Origin of the sequence: Solwaraspora sp. WMMA2101 (assembly GCF_049179175.1) — a bacterium.
Taxonomy (GTDB): domain Bacteria; phylum Actinomycetota; class Actinomycetes; order Mycobacteriales; family Micromonosporaceae; genus Micromonospora_E.
In genome coordinates this window covers 2,182,915-2,201,749 of record NZ_JBMHMA010000006.1, presented here as the reverse complement: position 1 = coordinate 2,201,749, position 18,835 = coordinate 2,182,915, and the positions used below count along the sequence as shown (strand labels likewise).

Annotated in this window: 8 protein-coding genes; 7 read left to right on the top strand and 1 reads right to left on the bottom strand. The window is 69.4% G+C overall.

Annotation, left to right across the window (positions count from 1 at the left end):
* The first annotated feature begins 227 nt into the window (after positions 1-227).
* Together ACN28F_RS10690 and ACN28F_RS10685 are read left to right on the top strand one after the other, a co-directional pair.
* The gene (locus tag ACN28F_RS10690) at positions 228-11,180 is read left to right on the top strand and encodes a LamG-like jellyroll fold domain-containing protein (RefSeq protein ID WP_421357596.1); all 10,953 of its coding nucleotides are present in this window, start codon (positions 228-230) and stop codon (positions 11,178-11,180) included.
* Between the two features lie 63 nt (positions 11,181-11,243).
* Positions 11,244-11,675 carry a hypothetical protein gene (locus ACN28F_RS10685; protein WP_421357595.1) on the top strand — a complete coding sequence of 144 codons (432 nt, stop codon included), beginning with the start codon at positions 11,244-11,246 and terminating at the stop codon, positions 11,673-11,675.
* Between the two features lie 113 nt (positions 11,676-11,788).
* Here ACN28F_RS10685 and ACN28F_RS10680 read toward each other — a convergent pair whose 3' ends face one another.
* A complete protein-coding gene (locus tag ACN28F_RS10680; protein WP_421357594.1) occupies positions 11,789-12,775 on the bottom strand; it encodes an NAD(P)-dependent alcohol dehydrogenase in 987 nt (328 codons plus the stop codon).
* 230 nt (positions 12,776-13,005) lie between these two features.
* Between ACN28F_RS10680 and ACN28F_RS10675 the strand changes: the two genes are divergently transcribed.
* The 5 genes from ACN28F_RS10675 to ACN28F_RS10655 all read left to right on the top strand — a co-directional run bounded on the left by ACN28F_RS10675 (position 13,006) and on the right by ACN28F_RS10655 (position 18,831).
* Positions 13,006-13,956: an alpha/beta hydrolase family protein gene (locus tag ACN28F_RS10675; RefSeq protein ID WP_421357593.1), complete on the top strand. Its 951-nt coding sequence runs from the start codon at positions 13,006-13,008 to the stop codon at positions 13,954-13,956.
* 62 nt (positions 13,957-14,018) lie between these two features.
* A complete protein-coding gene (locus ACN28F_RS10670) occupies positions 14,019-14,360 on the top strand; it encodes a hypothetical protein (RefSeq protein WP_289207871.1) in 342 nt (113 codons plus the stop codon).
* A gap of 319 nt (positions 14,361-14,679) precedes the next feature.
* Positions 14,680-15,750 carry a BMP family lipoprotein gene (locus tag ACN28F_RS10665; protein ID WP_289211107.1) on the top strand — a complete coding sequence of 357 codons (1,071 nt, stop codon included), beginning with the start codon at positions 14,680-14,682 and terminating at the stop codon, positions 15,748-15,750.
* A 142-nt stretch (positions 15,751-15,892) separates the two neighbouring features.
* On the top strand, positions 15,893-17,416 hold the full coding sequence (locus ACN28F_RS10660; protein ID WP_421361341.1) for an ABC transporter ATP-binding protein: 1,524 nt from the start codon (positions 15,893-15,895) through the stop codon (positions 17,414-17,416).
* The gene (locus tag ACN28F_RS10655; protein WP_421357592.1) at positions 17,413-18,831 is read left to right on the top strand and encodes an ABC transporter permease; all 1,419 of its coding nucleotides are present in this window, start codon (positions 17,413-17,415) and stop codon (positions 18,829-18,831) included. The genes ACN28F_RS10660 and ACN28F_RS10655 overlap by 4 nt, the downstream gene beginning before the upstream one ends.
* Positions 18,832-18,835: the final 4 nt, after the last annotated feature.

Genomic DNA, 18,835 nt, shown 5'->3' with positions numbered 1-18,835 from the left:
GGCCGGAGTCTCTCGCGAGGTCCCTCAGACAAACTCACGAACAATTTCCTCAGATCTTCCTCAAGTCTCTCCGTGCACGGTCCTGCACGATGTATCGCGATTCCGATTGACGGATCGCAATGCCAAGGGGAAGGTCGCCGCCGATGGGCACGGGCCGGAGTACTCAGCAGCGGACTCGAGCAGAGCAGGCGTGGCTGCGTGCCGTTTGGCGGCGATGCACGGCCGGGGTGGCGACCGCCCTGGTCGTGCTGGTCGGGCTGACCGCGTCGGCGCCGCCCGGCGCGGTGCAGCCGGGTGGCGAGTTCCCGATCGGCTGGTTGACCTCCTGGCTCACCGATCGGCCGTCGTGGCTGCTGGGGTTGAGCGGGTCGCCGGTGGAGCTGCCGACGGCGCGGGTCGGTGACGGTGCAGGCCCGGGTGGCTACGTGTCGTCGGCGGCGACCCGGGCGTCCGGTGGCGCGGGCTCGGCGCAGGAGCTGGTCGACGGTCTCCCCGGGTGGGCGACGCAGCCGGCGGTGGACCGGACGGTGACATCGGACACCGGGAGTCAGTTCGAGCCCGAGACGAGCCGGCGGGACGCGCGGGCGTCGCGGTCGAACATGGACGTGTACGTCAACGCAGACGGTTCGAAGACCGTGGAAATTTCCACGGGCCGGGTCAACTACCAGGCGGCGGACGGGTCGTGGCGGCCGGTCGACTCGACGTTGACGCGGCGCGGCGACCGGTGGACGGTGACGGACAACTCGCTGGGGATCTCGCTGGCCGACACGGCCGAGGCCTCGCCTGAGCCGCTGGTGGAGCTGACCCTGCCGGCGGGCGGGTCACTGGGGTGGAGTCTGGCCGGTGCGGCGGCGGTGACGCCGACCGTGACCGGTGCGACCGCGATCTATCCGAAGGTGCTGCCGGGCACCGATCTGGAGCTGGTGGCACGGCCGGACGGGGTGAAGGAGACGCTGATCCTGGCGTCACCGCGCGCGGCGTCGGAATGGGTGTTCCCGCTCGTCCTTGCCGGGTTGACGGTCCGGGCCGGCGACGGCGGATCGATCGAGCTGGTCGACGACGCGGGCGAGGTGGCCGGGTCGATTCCGGCGCCGTTCATGCTGGACTCGTCGGTCGACGCGAAAACAGGCCTGCCGGCCCAGTCGCCGGCGGTGTCGATGCAGCTGGTGGAGGTTGACGGCGGGCCGGCGATCAGGCTGGTCGCGGACCGGGCCTGGCTGACCGACCCGGCCCGGGTGTTCCCGGTGCGGGTCGACCCGACCGTGCTGGCCGACCCCGAGGTCGACACCGACGGCGACGTGTTCGTCGACAGCGACCCGGACACCGACGAGACCGTGCAGGACGGCAACTACCTGGCGATCGGGGTGGACGAGGACGGAGTCAAGGCCCGCACCTTCCTCGAATTCGACATCTCGTCGGAGTTGATCAACACGACGCCGACGATCCGTAACGCACAGCTCGAGCTGTACCTGACCTACCGGCCGGTCTGTGAACAGCTGCCGGTGGGCAGCCACCTGGTCGAGAAGGAGTGGACGGTCGACGAGTTGGCGACCGCCTCCTATCCCGGGCCGGGCGTCGACACGAGGTACGCGCCCAGCCTGGTCGCGGCGGCCTCGGCGCAGGCAGTGTGCACCAACTCGTCGGTGAATCCGTCCGTCGGCCGGTGGGGGACGTACGGGCTGGGAAGGTCGCTGATCGGCGGGTGGGCGCTCGGTGCCCCGAACTTCGGGCTCGCGCTGGACGCCGTGGCGGCGACGAGTCCGGTCACCTGGGCGCTGTTCACCTCGTCCGACTACGGCTCCGGACAGTACGCGCCCAAGCTGGTGCTGGAGCTGAGCGGCAACCTGGCACCGCTGGTCGAGGCACGCTCCCCGGGACCCGGGACGGTGATCTCGACGCTGACGCCGGAGCTGCTGATGTCGGGTCGCGACCTGGACGGCGTTCTCGGCATGGTCTACCACATCTACGTTCATGACAGTGACGGTGACGTCATCTTCTCCGGGACCGCATCGCAACCACCGGGGATGAAATCTGCCTCGCTCACCATTCCGCCCGGCGTGTTGAAATGGAACCAGACGTATTCGTGGTCGGTGCAGCCCGAGGACATTATTGGGGCAATTGTCAACGGTGTCCTCGGCGCGCGGTACCCGAAGTACGCGTTCTACACGCGGGCGCCGCAGCCGGCGTTGGGGTCGCGGTTGGTGCAGAACCCGGGGGTGGGCTACCACCCGGAGATCGGCAACTACACCACGTCGGCGACGGACGCGCAGGTCGCCGGGCTGGGGCCGGCATTGGAGATCACCCGGTCGTACAACAGCCTGGACACCCGGCGGTCGGGGGCGTTCGGGCAGGGCTGGTCGAGCCTGCTCGACACCCAGGTGGTGGAACGCCGGAACTGGACCGGCCTGTTGCGCACCGCGACGGTCACCTATCCGGACGGGTCGGCAGCAGGATTCGGGCCGAACACGGACGGGTCGTTCGCGCCACCGTCGGGGCGGCATGAGGTGTTGACCGCGGTGAGGTCCGGGACCACGGTGACCGGGTACCGGTTGACCGTCAAACACGGGACGACGTACGTGTTCGGCCGGGCCGCCGGTGGCGGGGTCTTCAAGCTCACCTCGGTGATCGACGCGAACGGGAACACCCTGACGTTGACCTACAACGGCAGCGGGCTGGTGTCGAAGCTGACCAGCGCGTCGGGGCGGTCGTTGACGTTGACCTGGGGGGCGACGGCGAGTCCGTCGGTCGGGTCGCATGTGACGAAGGTGACGACGGACCCGCCGACCGCCGGTGGCAGTGGGTACGTGTGGCAGTACACGTACGGCAGCTATGACCGCCTGACGAAGGTGTGTCCGCCGACGGACTCGTGCACCACGTACTCCTGGGGTAACAGCGCCAACCAGGGGGCGAACGCGGTGCTGAATCATGCGCCGTCGTCGTTCTGGCGGTTGAACGAACCCGCCGGCGAGAGGTGGGCGACCAGCAGCGTGCTGGACAACGGCGGCACCGACCTGGGGTTCCACCAGAACACGTCAGCGGGCGTGGTGCCGGGGGTGTGGCCGGGATCGACCTCCGCGTCGACCGACTTCAACGGCTCGTCGTCGTGGGTGCGGTTGCCCCGTCGGCTGGTGACCGACGGGGCCTACCAGTCGATCAGTCTGTGGTTCCGGACGACCGACACCGATCAGGTGCTCTACTCGTACCAGAAGGATCCGATCACAGCGGGAAGTACGGAGGACGGCTTCACACCGGTGATGTACGTCGGCGCGAGCGGCAAGCTGCGGGCGAAGTTCTGGGACGGCGAGTTCGACACGATGGTGACCGCCCAGCGGGTCGACGACGGGCAGTGGCATCACGCGGTGCTGGCCGGAGCGGGTGACAGCCAGGCGCTCTACCTCGACGGAGCGCGCCAGGACACCGCCGACGGCATCATCGACATGTTCCAGTACGGCGGGGCGGCCAACGAGTACGTCGGCGCCGGGTTCCTGGGTGGAAAATGGCCGGACCAGAGCCTTCACAACCCCGTTGTCCACCTCGGATTCGTGAACTTCTTCGACGGGCAGGTCGCGGACGTCGCGTACTTCGACCACTCGCTGACCGGAGCGGACGTCACCGAGCTGTACACGGCGGCGACGAGCCAGAGCTGGCAGCTGTCGAAGGTGACCAGCGCCGAAGGGCGGACGCTGGCGTCGCTGTCGATGGATTCGGTGACCGGGAAGCTGGCGTCGGTGACCGACAGCAACGGTGGGACCTGGGCGTTGGGGACGCCGCGGGTGGCGGGGGCGAGCGCTGTGTACGCGGCGGCGGTGCTGTCCTCCGAGCCGACGGACTACTGGCGGTTGCGGGATGCGGCCGGTGCGCAACCTGTCAACGAGACGCGACAGCCGAGTGATTCGTTCGAGTCGGTGAGGTTGGGGGCGGCGGGTCCGTTCGCGGACGGAACGGCGGCGGAGTTCGACGGGGAATCGTCGTCGGTGTACGTGCCAGGGGGGCGGGTGATGCCGGCGGGGCCGCGGTCCCAGGAGCTGTGGTTCAAGACCACGGCGACCAGCGGGGTACTGGTGGGCGCGCCGCTGCCCACGCTCGGTGGCATCCCTTCGCCGGCGCTGTGGATCGACGCCGACGGCCGGTTGCGGGGGCTGACGCCGTCGGAAGATCCGAACGGGCCGTTGACGGGGATCGCCGGCAAGTGCGCGGAGTGGGACAAGGCCGACAACAGCGTGCGGCTGCGCACCTGCAACGGTGAGTGGGAGCAGAGCTGGCTCTTCGACCGCGAAAGCCAGCAGCTGCGCCAAGGCACCAAATGTCTGGGTCTGACCGGTCAGGCGACCGGCAACGGCACCCTGGTCCAGGTGCAGGACTGTTCGAGCAGCTCGAGGCAGCAGTGGGCGCCGGACCGGGACGCATGGCGCAATGTGGGTGCCGGCCGGTGCCTGGAGGTGCCCGGCTCGTCGGCCACGGACGGCACCCAGTTGGCGATCCGGTCCTGCAACGGTCAGACGAACCAGCAGTGGGCGTTGGCGTTGGTGTCGGCGGTGCCGGTCAACGACGGCAAGTGGCACCACGCGGTGCTGACCGCGAGCAAGGAATCCACCGGCACGGCCCAGTCGCTGTACCTGGACGGCGTGCACGTGCAGACCACCACGAGTGCCGAGCCGTTCGATGGGGCACCTCCGCTCAGCCGCGCGAGCCTGGGCGCGGGGTACGTGGACAACGGTTGGTCGGGGTTCCCGGAGGAAATATGGGTCGCGCTCTACGCGGGTTCGTTGGCGGAGGTCGCGCTCTACGACCGGGCGTTGAGCGCGGACGAGGTGGCGTTGCACTACGAGTCGGTGGGTCGGACCGTGCCGTTGGTGGTGACGGCGGCGGGCGATGAGGTTGCCGAAGCCCGGTTGTCGGAGACGGCGGCGGGTGGGTTGCCGGTCGAGGTGTTGCCGCCGGGTGCGGTGCGGGTCGACGAGGCGGCGGAGCACGTGCAGACGACGACGGTGTCGAATCCGGTGAAGATCGTGTCGGTGACCGATCCGGGCGGCAACGAGGTGTCGTACTCGTACGACCTGGTGTCGGGGCGGAAGGTGTCGCAGACCGACGCGTTGGGTCAGACCACGTTGTACGGCTATGACACGGGTGGGTTCACGAGTCTGGTGTACGACCCGAACGGGAATGTGACCCGGTCGGTGCAGGACGAGCGGGGCAACACCATCCAGGAGGTGACCTGCCAGGATCAGGCTGCGGACAAGTGTTCCAGCAGCTACTACCGCTACTTCTGGAACAGCGACAACGTGGCGGATCCGCGGAACGACCGGCTGACTGAGCTGCGCGGCCCGGGCTCGGATAGCGCGCAGGACAACGAATACCTCAGCCGCTACTCATACGACCACAAGGGCAACCTGACCGAGTTGCGGGACCCGGTCGGCCGGCAGATGAGAATCATCTATGGCGTGTCTGGCAGGTCGGCAGGTATGCCTTTGCGGGTGCTGGACTTCTCCGCCGGATCCCAGGAGATCACGTACACCACGGCGGGTGACGTGGCCGGGGTGTTGGACGCGGCGAATGCGGAGACGACGTTCACGTACGACGGGTTGGGTCGGACGTTGACGGAGACGGTGGTGACGTCGTCGTTTCCGCAGGGGCGGACGACGTCGTTCACGTATGACTCGGTGGGTCGGGTGGTGACGCGGACGGGTCCGTTGGTGACGGATCGGGTGTCGGGTGCGGTGCATCGGGCGGTGACGTGTTTCTCGTACAGCGTGGACGGGTTCCTGGTGGAGGAGCGGGTCAGTGACGCGTCGGGTGGGGATGTGGCCCGGGTCAGTACGTGGTCGTATGACGGGCACGGTCGTCGGTCGGGGTCGGTGGACGCTGAGGGGGCGGTGACCGGTTACGGCTATGACGTGTACGGGCGTCTGGTGGAGCAGGTTGATCCGGACGGGGTGGTGAACGCCTACGAGGTGGATGTCAACGGGAATGTGTTGTCGCGGACGGTGAAGGGGTTCACCGGGGATCCGAATGATCCGACGGATCCGGTGGATCTGGTGGTGGAGTCGAATGTGTACGACCCGGCGGGTCGGTTGGCGTCGACCACGGACGCGATGGGCTATGTGACGCGGTACACGTACACCGATGACGGGCGGACGGCGTCGGTGGTCCGGTCGGACGGTGACAGTTCGTTCCTGTTGGAGGGCAACGGTTACGACGAGGCGGGGAACCTGGTCGAGCAGGTGACCGGCAACGGTGCGACGGTGACGGCGTTCGAGTATGACGCTGCGGGTCGGCAGGTGCGCAGCGTACTGGATCCGGGTGGTCTGGATCGGGTGACCGAGGTGACGTTGTCGCCGGCTGACCGGGTGTTGTCACGGGTGGATCGGGACGCTGCGGGGGAGGCGTTGTCGGTCGTCGACTACGCGTATGACGTGTTGGGTCGGCCGGTGTCGCAGACCCGGTATCTGTCGGCGGACCGGATGGTGACGCCGGTGGCGCGGTGGCGGTTGGACGAGACGGGTGGGACGACGGCGGTCGACTCGGCGGGTAACAGTCCGGGTACGGCCACGGACGTGGTCTGGGCGTCGGATCCCGAGCGGGGTCGGGTCGCGTCGTTCGATGGTTCGTCGTCGTTGATCACGACCGATGTACCGGTGGTGGACACCACCCGGCCGTACACGGTCGCCGCCTGGGTGAAGGTGGACGACGTCGCGGCTGACGCTCTGGTACTGGAGATACCCGGCTCCGCCCGCCTGAGTTGGGCCGCGTTCCTTGCCGCCTTGCAACTGAGCTTCGACTCCGCCACCGATGGATGGCGGATGACCATGACCGAGCAGGTGGGCCCGGGCGCCTACGTGACCCGCGATCAGACCTTCGGCCAGGGCACGGTGCAGGCGGGCGAGTGGCAGCACGTGGCCATCGGGCTGAACCCGCTCTCCGGATCGACCACGGTGTACCTCGACGGCGTCTACATCGGTCACTTTTTGGCGCTGAGCAACCAGGCGCGGGGCGGTCTGCGGATCGGTGGCGGGCTCAAGGGGGCTGTCTCTGATCTGCAGGTGTATCAGGGGGTGCCGGGCGACGATGGCTGGGCCGCTGGGGTGATGGCGGGTGCGGTGCCGGCGGCGGATGCGGGGGTGTCGCGGACGAGTTATGTGGTCGACAACGCTGGTCTGGCGACGTCGGTGGTGGATCCGTTGGGTCAGGCGACGTTTGTGGAGTATGACGAGGCGGATCGTCCGGTGGTGACGACGGGTCCGGCGGTGCAGGTGGAGTCGGGTGAGTTGGATGGTCCGGTGGTGTCGGCCCGGCCGGTGGAGCGGGTTGGTTACAACACGTTCGGTGAGGTGGTTGCGGAGTCGGATCCGAACGGGGCGGTGACGACGTTCGGGGTGGACCGGGTGGGTCGGCCGGTGGAGGTGCGGTTGCCGAGCTACACGCCGCCGGGGAGTTTGACCCCGGTCACTCCGGTCAGGACGGCGAGTTACGACAGTCTGGGGCAGGTGGTGTCGCAGACGGATCCGCTTGGCCGGGTCACGGAGTTCGACTATGACCAGTTGGGTCGGGTGGTGACGCGGGTGGCGCCGGACGGTGGCACCACGACGGCGCGCTACGACCTGATGGGCAATGTGTTGGCGGTCACGGATCCGACGGGTGCGGTGGCCGGTAGTGGTTACGACTTCCTGGGTCGGGTCACGAGTGTGAGTGAGGCGGTGCGGCAGACCGGTCAGGTGCACACGACGACGGTGGGTTTTGACGCCGCCGGTCGGTTGTCGTCGGTGCGGTCGCCGGCGGGGGTGACGGTCGGGTACGGCTACAACGCTGCTGGTGAGGTGACGGGTGTGGTCGACGGTGCGGGGCAGACCCGGGGTGTCGTCCACGACGGGTTGGGTCGTGCGGTGAAGGAGGTCAATCCGGACGGTACGTACACCACCACGGGTTACGACATGTTGTCCCGGCCGGTGTCGGCGGCGGCGTTCCGGGCGTCCGGTGGGGCCGCGTTGGCCACGTCGAGTTGGACCTACGACGCCGCCGGCAACACCGTGTCGGCGACGGACGCGCGGGGCACGGTGACGCGGTTCGGTTATGACGCGGCGGGTCTGTTGCGGACGCAGTCCGAGCCGGTGGATGCGGCGACGACGATCGAGTCGTCGTTCGGGTATGACCTGGCGGGGAATCCGACGCGGTTCACTGACGGTCGTGGTCAGGCGTTCCGGTCGACGTACAACGTGTGGGGGTTGCCGCAGTCGCGGATCGAGCCGGTGACGGCGGCGTATCCGGATGCTGCGGACCGGACGTTCACGACGGTGTACGACGTGGCCGGGCAGCCGGTGTCGCAGCGTGCCCCGGGTGGGGTGGCGCGGACCCTGGTCTACGACGACGCGGGCCGGTTGGTGCGTCAGTCCGGCTCCGGTGCGGAGGCGGCCACCACGGATCGGACGTACGGCTACGACGCGGCGGGTCGGTTGGTGGAGTTCTCCGCGCCGGGGGGCAGCAATCAGGTCGTGTACGACGATCGGGGCCTGCCGTTGTCGGTGACCGGTCCGTCGGGGGACGCGGCGTTCACGTACACGGCGGACGGGTTGATGGCGTCGCGGGATGACGCGGCGGGGTTGACCGAGTACGGGTATGACGGTGCGGGCCGGTTGGCGTCGGTGGACAACGCGGACATGGGCACGGCGATCGGCTACACGTATGACGTGATGTCGGCGGTGTCGTCGATGACCTTCGGCGGTACCACCAACCGGCGGGTGTTCGCCTACGACGATCTGCACCGGTTGACCAGCGACCGGTTGGTGTCCTCGGGTGGGTCGAAGATCGCGTCGATCACGTACGGCTGGGACGCGAACGGTAACGAGACCAGTAGGACGGTCACCCGTGGCTCGTCCACGACGGTCAACACCTACACCTACGACCTGGCGGACCGGTTGACGTCGTGGGACGACGGGAACACGACGGTCGGCTACCGCTACGACAAGGCGGGCAACCGGACCGGGATCGGCGACGTCGACTACGTGTACGACGCCCGTAACCGCCTCGTGTCGGACAGCACCGGGGTCGGCTACCAGTACACGGCGCGCGGCACCCGCAGCGCGGCTGGTGCGGCGACGACGGTGTCGGACGCGTTCGACCAGGTGGTTGAGCACGTTCCGGCGGGTGGTAACGCGCGGGTGTTCGACTACGACGGGTTGGGTCGGGCGTTGCGGGGCGGGTGGGAGTACACCGGTCTGGGTAACCATCTCGCGCGGGACAGTTCCAACGCGTTCTTCACCCGGGATCCGGGTGGTGGTGTGGTCGGGGCGCGGCACAACACCACGCGCCGGTTGGTGTGGACGGATCTGCACGGTGACGTGGTCGCCCAGTTGAACCCGGCCGGGGCGTCGGTGACCGGCAGCCGTACGTATTCGCCGTTGGGTGAGGTGACCGCGGACAGCGGCATGCTCGGTGACCTCGGCTACCAGTCGGAGTGGACCGACATTCGCAGCGGGCAGGTCAACATGCATGCCCGCTGGTACGACCCGGTGACGGCGCAGTTCGGTGCCCGCGACAACCTGACCGTCAGCCCGGTGCCGGACTCGATCCGGGCCAACCGCTACCAGTACGGCGACGGCAGCCCGTTGACGGTGGTCGACCCCACCGGCCACGTCGGAGAGCGGTTGACGAAGGGCTGGGACGACTTCACCGACTGGGCCGGCGACAGATGGGAAGACGTCACCGACTGGGTCGGCGACCGGTACGAAGACGCGACGAAGCTTGTCAACGACATCAAACAGAACGTGCAGCAGACGTACCAGGACGCCGCCCGGGCATTCGAAGCCGGTCTCGACCAGATCGGACAGTGGGCCCGTACGGCCCGTGACTGGATCGTCGAGCACAAGGCCGCGATCGTCGGCGCGATCGTCGGCATGGTCGTCGAGGCCGGCTGCCTGGTCGCGATCGGTTGGACCGGTGTCGGGGCGGTCGCCTGCGGCATGGTCGGCGGCATGACCGATGCCCTGGTCGCCGGCCTCATCGACGGCAAGAGAGGCTTGGAGCTGCTGCAGGACGTCGCGATCGGCGGCCTGGCCGGTGGCCTCGGCGGCGCCCTGCCGATGATGGGCCCCGCTGCCGGTAAAGCCCTCGGCAAGCTCGGCTCCACCGGGGCGAAGAAGGTCGCCGGTACGAGCGTCGGCAAGGCCGGCGCCCGGGTCGGCGCGAAGGCCGTCGCCGGGGCCCGGTCGTTCAGCCGGGCGGTCAGCCGCAAGGCCGACGACGCGTCCCGGGCGGTGTCCCGCGGCTCCAGCCGGTCCACCCGGGAAGCCGCCGAACGCGTCGACGACGCCGCCCGCGCCGGCGGGAGCCGGGTCGACGATGCCGCCCGGACTGGTGGCAGCCGGGCCGACGATGCCGCCGACGGGACGGCGGACGGTGCCGCCGGCTGCATGCTGCACAGTTTCGCCCCGGACACCCGGGTGCGGATGGCCGACGGCAGCACCAAGCCGATCGGCGAGGTGGAGCTCGGTGACGAGGTGCTGGCCACCGACCCGGCCACGGGGCGGAGCGCCGCCCGGCCGGTGCGGGTGCTGCACGGTCACGCCGACCGGGAGTTGACCGACGTCACGGTCACCGACACGGACACCGGTGAGAGCGCGGTGGTCGAGACGACCGCCCGGCACCCGTTCTGGAATGTCGACACCAACAGGTGGACCGACGCCGCGGACCTGCGGCCCGGTGACCGGTTGCGCAGTCCGGACGGCGAGACCAGCCAGCGGGTCGCGGCGGTCCGGGTGTGGACCGGCCTGAAGTGGATGCGCGACCTCACCGTCGGCGGCGTCCACACCTACTACGTCCTTGCTGGTGAGGCGCCGGTCCTGGTGCACAACTGCAGCCGGAAGACCACGTTGCTCGGCCGGTTCGCGGACATCAAGCGGTACATGCTCGATCGGCCCAGTGGAGCCTTCGACGCGGACTTCCTGAACATCAGGGGGACGTTGAACAACGGTAAGGGCGGCGTGGGTGGCTGGAACTGGACGCGGAACAAGCGGTTCATCAACGACGCTTTCGCCAACGGCAACGAGGTGCGGATCGTGACCAACCCCAACGTTCCGAACTATGCGGGTGGGAACGTGTTCCAGCGGGAGTTGAAGTACCTTCGGGACAAGGGCTACGGGTGGGCGCCCGTGGGTGACCACTGGTTGGTCACCAAGGTCCGACCGTAGGAGACAGTCCGACCCTAGGAGACGGTCCCGGTCGGGGTGACCGGGGTGGAAGGTGGACGTGCGGTGGCCGGTAAGGGGTTCGTCACCGTCCAGAAGTCGTTCGCCGAGGAAGCGAGAACCGCGTTCAGCTTCCTCGGCGACGAGTTCGGGCTGGTCGGACCGGTGTACGACGATGTCGTCCCGCAGACTGTCACGTTCACCTCGCCGGTGGCCAGGTACGCCGTCATGCTCGACCCGGCCGACAAGCTCGTGCTGACCCAGGTCGCGATGGACGTCGGCGCCAAGACCCTGGTCGCCGACCTGCCGGATCTCGTCGCGGCCGCGGAACTCGGCCCACGTAACCAGGTCCCGCAGTCCGCGCACACGCTGACCAGCCTCCGGAAGGCCCTGACCGGGCAGGCCGGCTACCTCAGGGCGATCCACCCGCGGATCGGAGCCGACTCGGCACCGACCCTGCTACGCGCGGCAAATGCCCGGGAATGGGCGGGCAGGTAGGCCGCGCCGGTGCTCGATGGTCCTGATGCGGTGGCGTGGGACGAGCTGTCGCAGGAAACGCTTCTCGACGAGCTGCTTCAAGCGGAGATTAGCGTGATCGCCTGTCTCCGCAACTAGGTAGCCGGGGCATCGCTGTCCGCGACGGTGATCACGACGTTGCCGACCTTGTGCCCGCTGTCGACGTACCGGTGGGCCTCGACGATCTCGGCCAACGGGTAGCTGCGGTCGATGACGACCCGGAGCCGGCCGTCGCCGAGCAGGTCCCGCAGCGCGGCCAGGGCGGCGTGCTTGCGTACCGACATCCCGGTCCGGACCCGCCGGCCGCCGGTGACGGCCGTGCCGGCAGCCAGCAGGCTGTTCGTCATCAGCCCGGTCGTCGGCAGGTAGCGGCCGCGCCGGTTCAGCACCGGCCGGCACCGGGCGAATGAGCTGCGACCTACGGTGTCGAAGACCACGTCGTAGCGTTCGCCGCTGGCGGTGAAGTCCTCGGCGGTGTAGTCGAACACCCGGTGTGCGCCGAGCGAGCGGACCAGTTCGGCGTTGCGGCCGCTGCACACGCCGTGCACCTCGGCGCCGAGGTGCACGGCGAGCTGGACGGCGTACGTGCCGATGCTGCCGGAGGCACCGACGACCAGCACCTTCTGACCGGGACGCAGGTCGGCCAGGTCGTGCAGGAAGTGCCAGGCGGTGGTGAAGCCGTCGACGGTCGCAGCCGCCTGCGGGTACGTAGCGTCCGCCGGCATCGTCGTCATCGACGCCCGCTCCGACAGGCACTTGTACTCGGCGTTCGCCCCGACACCGAAGCCGGTGAAGCCGAAGACCCGGTCGCCGACCCGGAACCGGCTGGCCGCCGGCCCGGTCGCGGTGACCTCGCCGGCGAACTCCAGCCCGAGCACCCGGATCCCCTTGCGTGGACGCCGTACGCCGATGATCGCCCGGCCCCAGCGGGGTTCGCCCCTGCGCATCCCGCACTCGGCGGACGTCACCGTGGTGGCGTGCACCCGGACCAGCACCTGGTCGCTGCGGGGTACGGGCGTCGGCAGGTCGACCTGGGTGAGTACGTCGGGCGGGCCGTACGCGTCGAACATCACCGCTCGCATGTGGCGATGATGGTGCAGGCACGCTGTGAGCGTGCTGAGAGGGGGCGGGACCACCTCCGATCACCAGGACAGCAGCGGTACCTGGCTGTCCGTACCGAGGTGTTCAGACGTTCGGCCAATCCCATGATCCGCCGGTGTCCGACCGCCGTACCCCGAGTTGCGACAGGTGCAGGACAGCCCTATTGACCTGCGTAAACATCCCTGTGGCGACGAGGAAGGGCAGCAGGATCGTGACAGGACAGACAGCATCGACGGCGGCCTACCGGTCGCCGCGCGGGCGGCGGCGCCGCCCGCGCAACCGGCCGGGCTGGCTCCGGCTGCGGAACCTCTTCGTGGGCGGCGCGGCGGCGGCGGCGATCTCCGCCGGCGTCGTACTGGCGCCGACCGCGCAGGCGGCGGAGAGCCCGTTCGAGCGGGGACCGGCGCCGTCGGCGGCCAGCATCGCGGCGGCCAACGGTCCGTTCGACATCGACGAGACGGTGGTACGTCGTTCCCAGGCCTCGGGCTTCGGGGGTGGGACCATCTTCTTCCCGACGTCGACCACGGAGGGCACCTTCGGCGGGGTGGTGATCGCGCCCGGTTTCACTGCCCGGCAGTCGTCGATGGCGTGGCTGGCGCCGAGGCTGGCGTCGCAGGGCTTCGTGGTGTTCAACATCGACACGAACACGACGACCGACCAGCCGGCCAGTCGGGGCCGGCAGATGCTCGCCGCGCTGGACTTCCTCACTCAGGACAGTCCGGTGCAGGACCGGGTCGACGCCGACCGGTTGGCAGTGATCGGACACTCGATGGGTGGGGGAGGAGCCCTGGAAGCGGCGGACGCCCGGCCGGAACTGCGGGCAGCCATCCCGTTGACCCCGTGGAACCTCACCAAGAACTGGTCCGACCTGCAGGTGCCGACGATGATCATCGGCGCAGAGCGGGACGGCATCGCTTCGGTACGGCGCCACTCGGAACGGTTCCACGCGAGCTTCCCGGACGACCTCGAGTCGGCGTATCTGGAACTGCGGGGTGCCAGCCACTTCGCGCCCAACATCCCGAATGCCACGATCGCCTCGTCCAGTGTCGCCTGGTTGAAGCGGTTCGTCGACGACGACCTGCGGTACGAGCAGTTCCTCTGCCCGCCGCCGGCCGACGACCGCGCCTTCTCCGAGTACATCGACAGCTGCCCGCTGCTCTGAACGGGTAGGAGGTGCCGGACCCGGGGGCGGCCGGGAACGGCACGGTGCGCGAGGATGAGCAAGTGGAAGCTCTCAGACTCGTACTGCTCTACGCCCACCTGATCGGGTTCGCGTTGCTGCTCGGCGGGGCCGTCGCCCAGTGGATCACCGGTCGGTTCCGGATCAACCCGGCGATGCTCTGGGGTGCGGTGATCCAGGTCGTCACCGGCATCGGGCTGTCCGCGCCGCTGCGCGACGGCGACGAACCGGCACCGGCGAAACTCGTTACCAAACTGGTGCTGGCCCTGGCCATCCTGGCGATGGTCTTCTTCTCCCGTAAGCGCGAATCGGTCAACAAGGGGCATTTCCTGGCGATCATCGGGCTGACGTTGGTCAACGCCGCTGTCGCCGTCTTCTGGCGCTGACGCCACGCCACCGCCCGGCCACCGATCGTGCCGTCACCCGGGTCGGTCACGACCGGGTGAACCCCCGGCGACCCGCCGCCGCCCCCGATAAGGTCGGCGGCGGGAGCGACCCTGCGGATCCGCGAGTGACCTCCCGCGCGGGAGAGTTACGCGAGGGTAACGGCGGCTCAACAGTCGTGCACGATTGTCGGCCGGTGGACGGGTCCGCGCGTACGCTCCCGTCCAAAGTACGTCCGGTCCGACCGGCCGGGTGGTGACGCGATGCCGCGACAGTGGCGGTGTGCAATGGAAGGAGACCGTCTTGCGCTCTACGCGTGGGATGCGGATCGTCTCGGTGTTCGCGGCGGGTGGGCTGGTTCTCACCGCTGCCGCGTGTGGCGAGGCGCCCGATAACGAAGGCAGCGGTGGCGACGGGACCACCGAGACGTACTCCGCGTGCATGGTGACCGACGTCGGTGGTATCGACGACCGGTCGTTCAACGCCTCGGCGTGGGCCGGTATCCAGGCCGCCGAGGACGAGAGCGACGCGGTCGAGGGCAAGTACGTCGCCTCCAGCGCCGAGGCCGACTACGAGCCGAACCTGACCGGCTACGTCAACGAGGACTGCAACTTCATCCTCGCCGTCGGCGGCCTGATGGGCGACGCCACCAAGGCGGTCGCCGAGGCCAACGCCGACCAGCAGTTCGGCATCGTGGACGCCACGACCGGTCAGCCCAACGTGTACCCGATGCAGTTCGACACCGCCCAGGCGGCGTTCCTCGCCGGCTACCTGGCGGCCGGGTACTCCGAGAGCGGCATCGTCGGCACCTACGGCGGTCTGCCGATCCCGCCGGTGACCATCTTCATGGACGGCTTCGTCGACGGCGTCGCCCACTACAACCAGGTCAAGAGCGCCGACGTGCAGGTGCTGGGCTGGGACAAGGCCACCCAGAACGGCTCGTTCACCAACGACTTCGTCAAGCAGGACGAGGGCAAGAAGGTCGGCGACAGCCTCGTCGCCCAGGGTGCCGACGTGATCATGCCGGTCGCCGGTGGCGCCGGCCTCGGCACCGCCGCCGCCGCACAGGCCGCCGGTGGGGCGTACAGCGTGATCTGGGTCGACGTGGACGGTTGCCAGAGCGCCGAGCAGTACTGCGACGTCTTCCTGACCACGGTGGTCAAGAACATCGGGGACGCCGTCAAGCAGGCGGTGGTGGCCGGTGCCGACGGCGAGACGCTCAGCGCCGACCCGGGCTACCTGGGCAACCTGGAGAACAACGGCGTCTCGCTGGCCCCGTACAACCAGTTCGAGGACAAGGTCTCCGACGAGCTCAAGGCCGAGGTCGAGCAGCTCAAGGCCGACATCATCGCCGGCACCATCGAGGTCACCTCCGACGCGCAGCCGGAGTAACGACCCGCGGCGCCGCTGACGGCGCACCTCGCGACACCCGCCCCTGTCACCAGGGTCCGCAGACCCCGGTGACAGGGGCGGCCTCAGCCATCGACCCGTCCGGGCGCACACCGGTGGCCCGGAGGTCTCCCAGGAGGCTCCGCTGAGACTCGAACTGCGCGGCATCACCAAACGCTTCGGTGACCTGGTCGCCAACGATCACATCGACCTGACCGTCGAACCCGGCGAGATCCACGCCCTGCTGGGCGAGAACGGCGCCGGCAAGTCCACCCTGATGAACGTCCTCTACGGCCTGCTGCAGCCGGACGAGGGCGAGATCGTCGTCGACGGCACCCCCATCAAGATCCGCAGTCCGCGCGACGCCATCGCCGCCGGCATCGGCATGGTGCACCAGCATTTCATGCTGGTGCCGGTGCTGACCGTTGCCGAGAACGTCATGCTCGGAGCCGAACGCACCCGCGCCGGGCTGCTCGGCTTCCTCGACCACCGCCGCGCCCGCGCCGAGGTGCTGGAGGTCTCCAACCGGTACGGCCTCGCCGTCGACCCGGACGCGGTGATCGAGGACCTGCCGGTCGGCATCCAGCAGCGGGTGGAGATCATCAAGGCGCTCACCCGCGAGGTCGACCTGCTGATCCTCGACGAGCCGACCGCGGTGCTCACCCCGCAGGAGACCGAGGAACTGCTCGCCGTGATGCGGTCGCTGAAGGCGGCCGGCAAGTCGATCGTCTTCATCACCCACAAACTCGGCGAGGTCAAGGCGATCGCCGACCGGATCACCGTGATCCGGCGGGGCCGTACGGTCGCCACCGCCGAGCCGACCGCCAGCCGCGACGAACTGGCCGCGCTGATGGTCGGCCGTAGCGTCAGCCTGACCGTGGACAAGACCCCGGCGCAGCCGGGGGAGCCGGTGCTCGACATCGCCGGCCTGGTCGTCGACGACGACCGGGGCGTACGGGTCGTCGACGGCGTCGACCTGACCGTCCGGGCCGGTGAGGTGCTCGGCATCGCCGGTGTGCAGGGCAACGGCCAGACCGAGCTGGTCGAGGCGATCATGGGCCTGCGGCCGGTGCTGGCCGGCACGGTCACCCTCAACGGTGAGCGCGTCGACGGCTGGAGCACCAAGCGGGTGCTGCGTGCCGGGGTCGGCTACGTGCCGGAGGACCGCAGCGTCGACGGCGTGGTCAAGGAGTTCAGCGTCGCCGAGAACCTGGTGCTCGACCTGTACGACCAGCCGCCGTACGGCTCCGGGCTGGTCCTGCGCCCGGCGGCCATCGCCGCCGCCGCGACCGAGCGGATCGCCCAGTTCGACGTCCGTACGTCGTCGGCGCAGGCGGCTGTCGGCACCCTGTCCGGCGGCAACCAGCAGAAGGTGATCGTGGCCCGGGAGTTGTCCCGGCCGCTGAAGCTGTTCATCGCCGCCCAGCCGACCCGGGGCGTCGACGTCGGCTCCATCGAGTTCATCCACGGCCGGATCATCCACGAACGCGACTCCGGCACCGGCGTCCTCGTCGTCTCCAGCGAACTCGACGAGGTGATCGGGCTGGCCGACCGGATCGCGGTGATGTACCGCGGCCGGATCATCGCCGTCGTCGGCCCGGACACCCCACGGGAACAGATCGGCCTGCTGATGGCCGGTGTCACGGCACAGCAAGAAGGGACGCAATGACCAGCGAGAACGGCGTGCCGGCAGGCTCGCCGGACAAGCCGCCCGCCGGCGCCGAACCGGCCGCCGCCGCGCAGCACGCGGCCAGCGCGGACGCCGCCAGCCCGCAGGCCGCGACATCGGCCGACGGCCAGCCCGGCACCGTCGCCGACGGTCCGGCCCCCGCCGGCCCCGCACCGACCGGTCCGGCCCCCGACGGCGAATCCCTCGGCCAGCGCTTCCTGCACCACCTGTGGGCCGCCAACACGGTCACCGTGACCGCGTTGGCCCTGCTGCTGGCCGTCGTCATCGGCGGCGTACTGATGGTCGTCTCCGACCCGGAGGTGCTCGCCGCCTACACCTACTTCTTCGCCCGACCGGGTGACGCGCTCGGCGACAGCTGGGCGCTGGTCAGCCAGGCGTACGCGAACCTGTTCAAGGGCGCGGTGATCAACCCCGACACGGTACGGGCCTGGGCCGGCGGGGACGCCGAATGGTCGGCGGTGTTCCGGCCGATCTCCGAGACGTTGACCTACACCACCCCGCTGGTCTTCACCGGTCTGTCGGTGGCGTTGGCGTTCCGGGGCGGGCTGTTCAACATCGGCGCCCAGGGGCAGGCGATCATCGGTGTCATCGTGGCCGCCCTGGCCGGTTTCCTGCTGCCGCTGCCCCCGGTGCTGCACCTGGTCGTCGCGGTCCTGGCCGGCGCGCTCGGCGGGGCGCTGTGGGGGTTCTTCCCCGGCTTCCTCAAGGCCCGCACCGGTGCCCACGAGGTGATCACCACGATCATGCTCAACTACGTCGCGCTGTACTTCCTCACCTGGATCATCGTGCAGCCCGGCGTACAGAACGAGGAGCGGCCGGACGCGATCAGCCGGCCGGTGGAGGCCACCGCCCAGCTGCCCCGGCTGCTCGGCGACGGGCTGCGGGTGCACGCCGGCATCCTGCTGGCGATCGCCGCCACCGCCGCCGTGGCCTGGCTGCTCAACCGTTCCACGGTCGGCTTCGAGCTGCGCGCGGTCGGCGCCAACCCGGACGCCGCCCGTACCGCCGGGATCAGCGTCACCGGCACGTACGTCCTGCTGATGGTGATCGCCGGTGGGCTGGCCGGGCTCGGCGGCGCCAACATGGTGCTCGGCAGTACGGCGAACGCGTTGACCCCGCTCGTCGCCGCCCAGATCGGCTTCGACGGCATCCTGGTCGCCCTGCTCGGCCGGGTCAGACCCTGGGGGGTCGCGCTGGCGGCGCTGCTGTTCGGGGCGCTGCGGGCCGGCGGCAACGCCATGCAGTCCAGCTCCGGGATCTCGCTGGAGCTGGTCACTGTACTGCAGGCACTGATCGTCATCTTCATCGCCGCCCCCGCTCTGGTGAAGGCGATCTTCCAGCTCCGGGCGGCCCGCACCGCCCGGCTGCAGACCAGCATGGCGAAGGGCTGGTGACCGG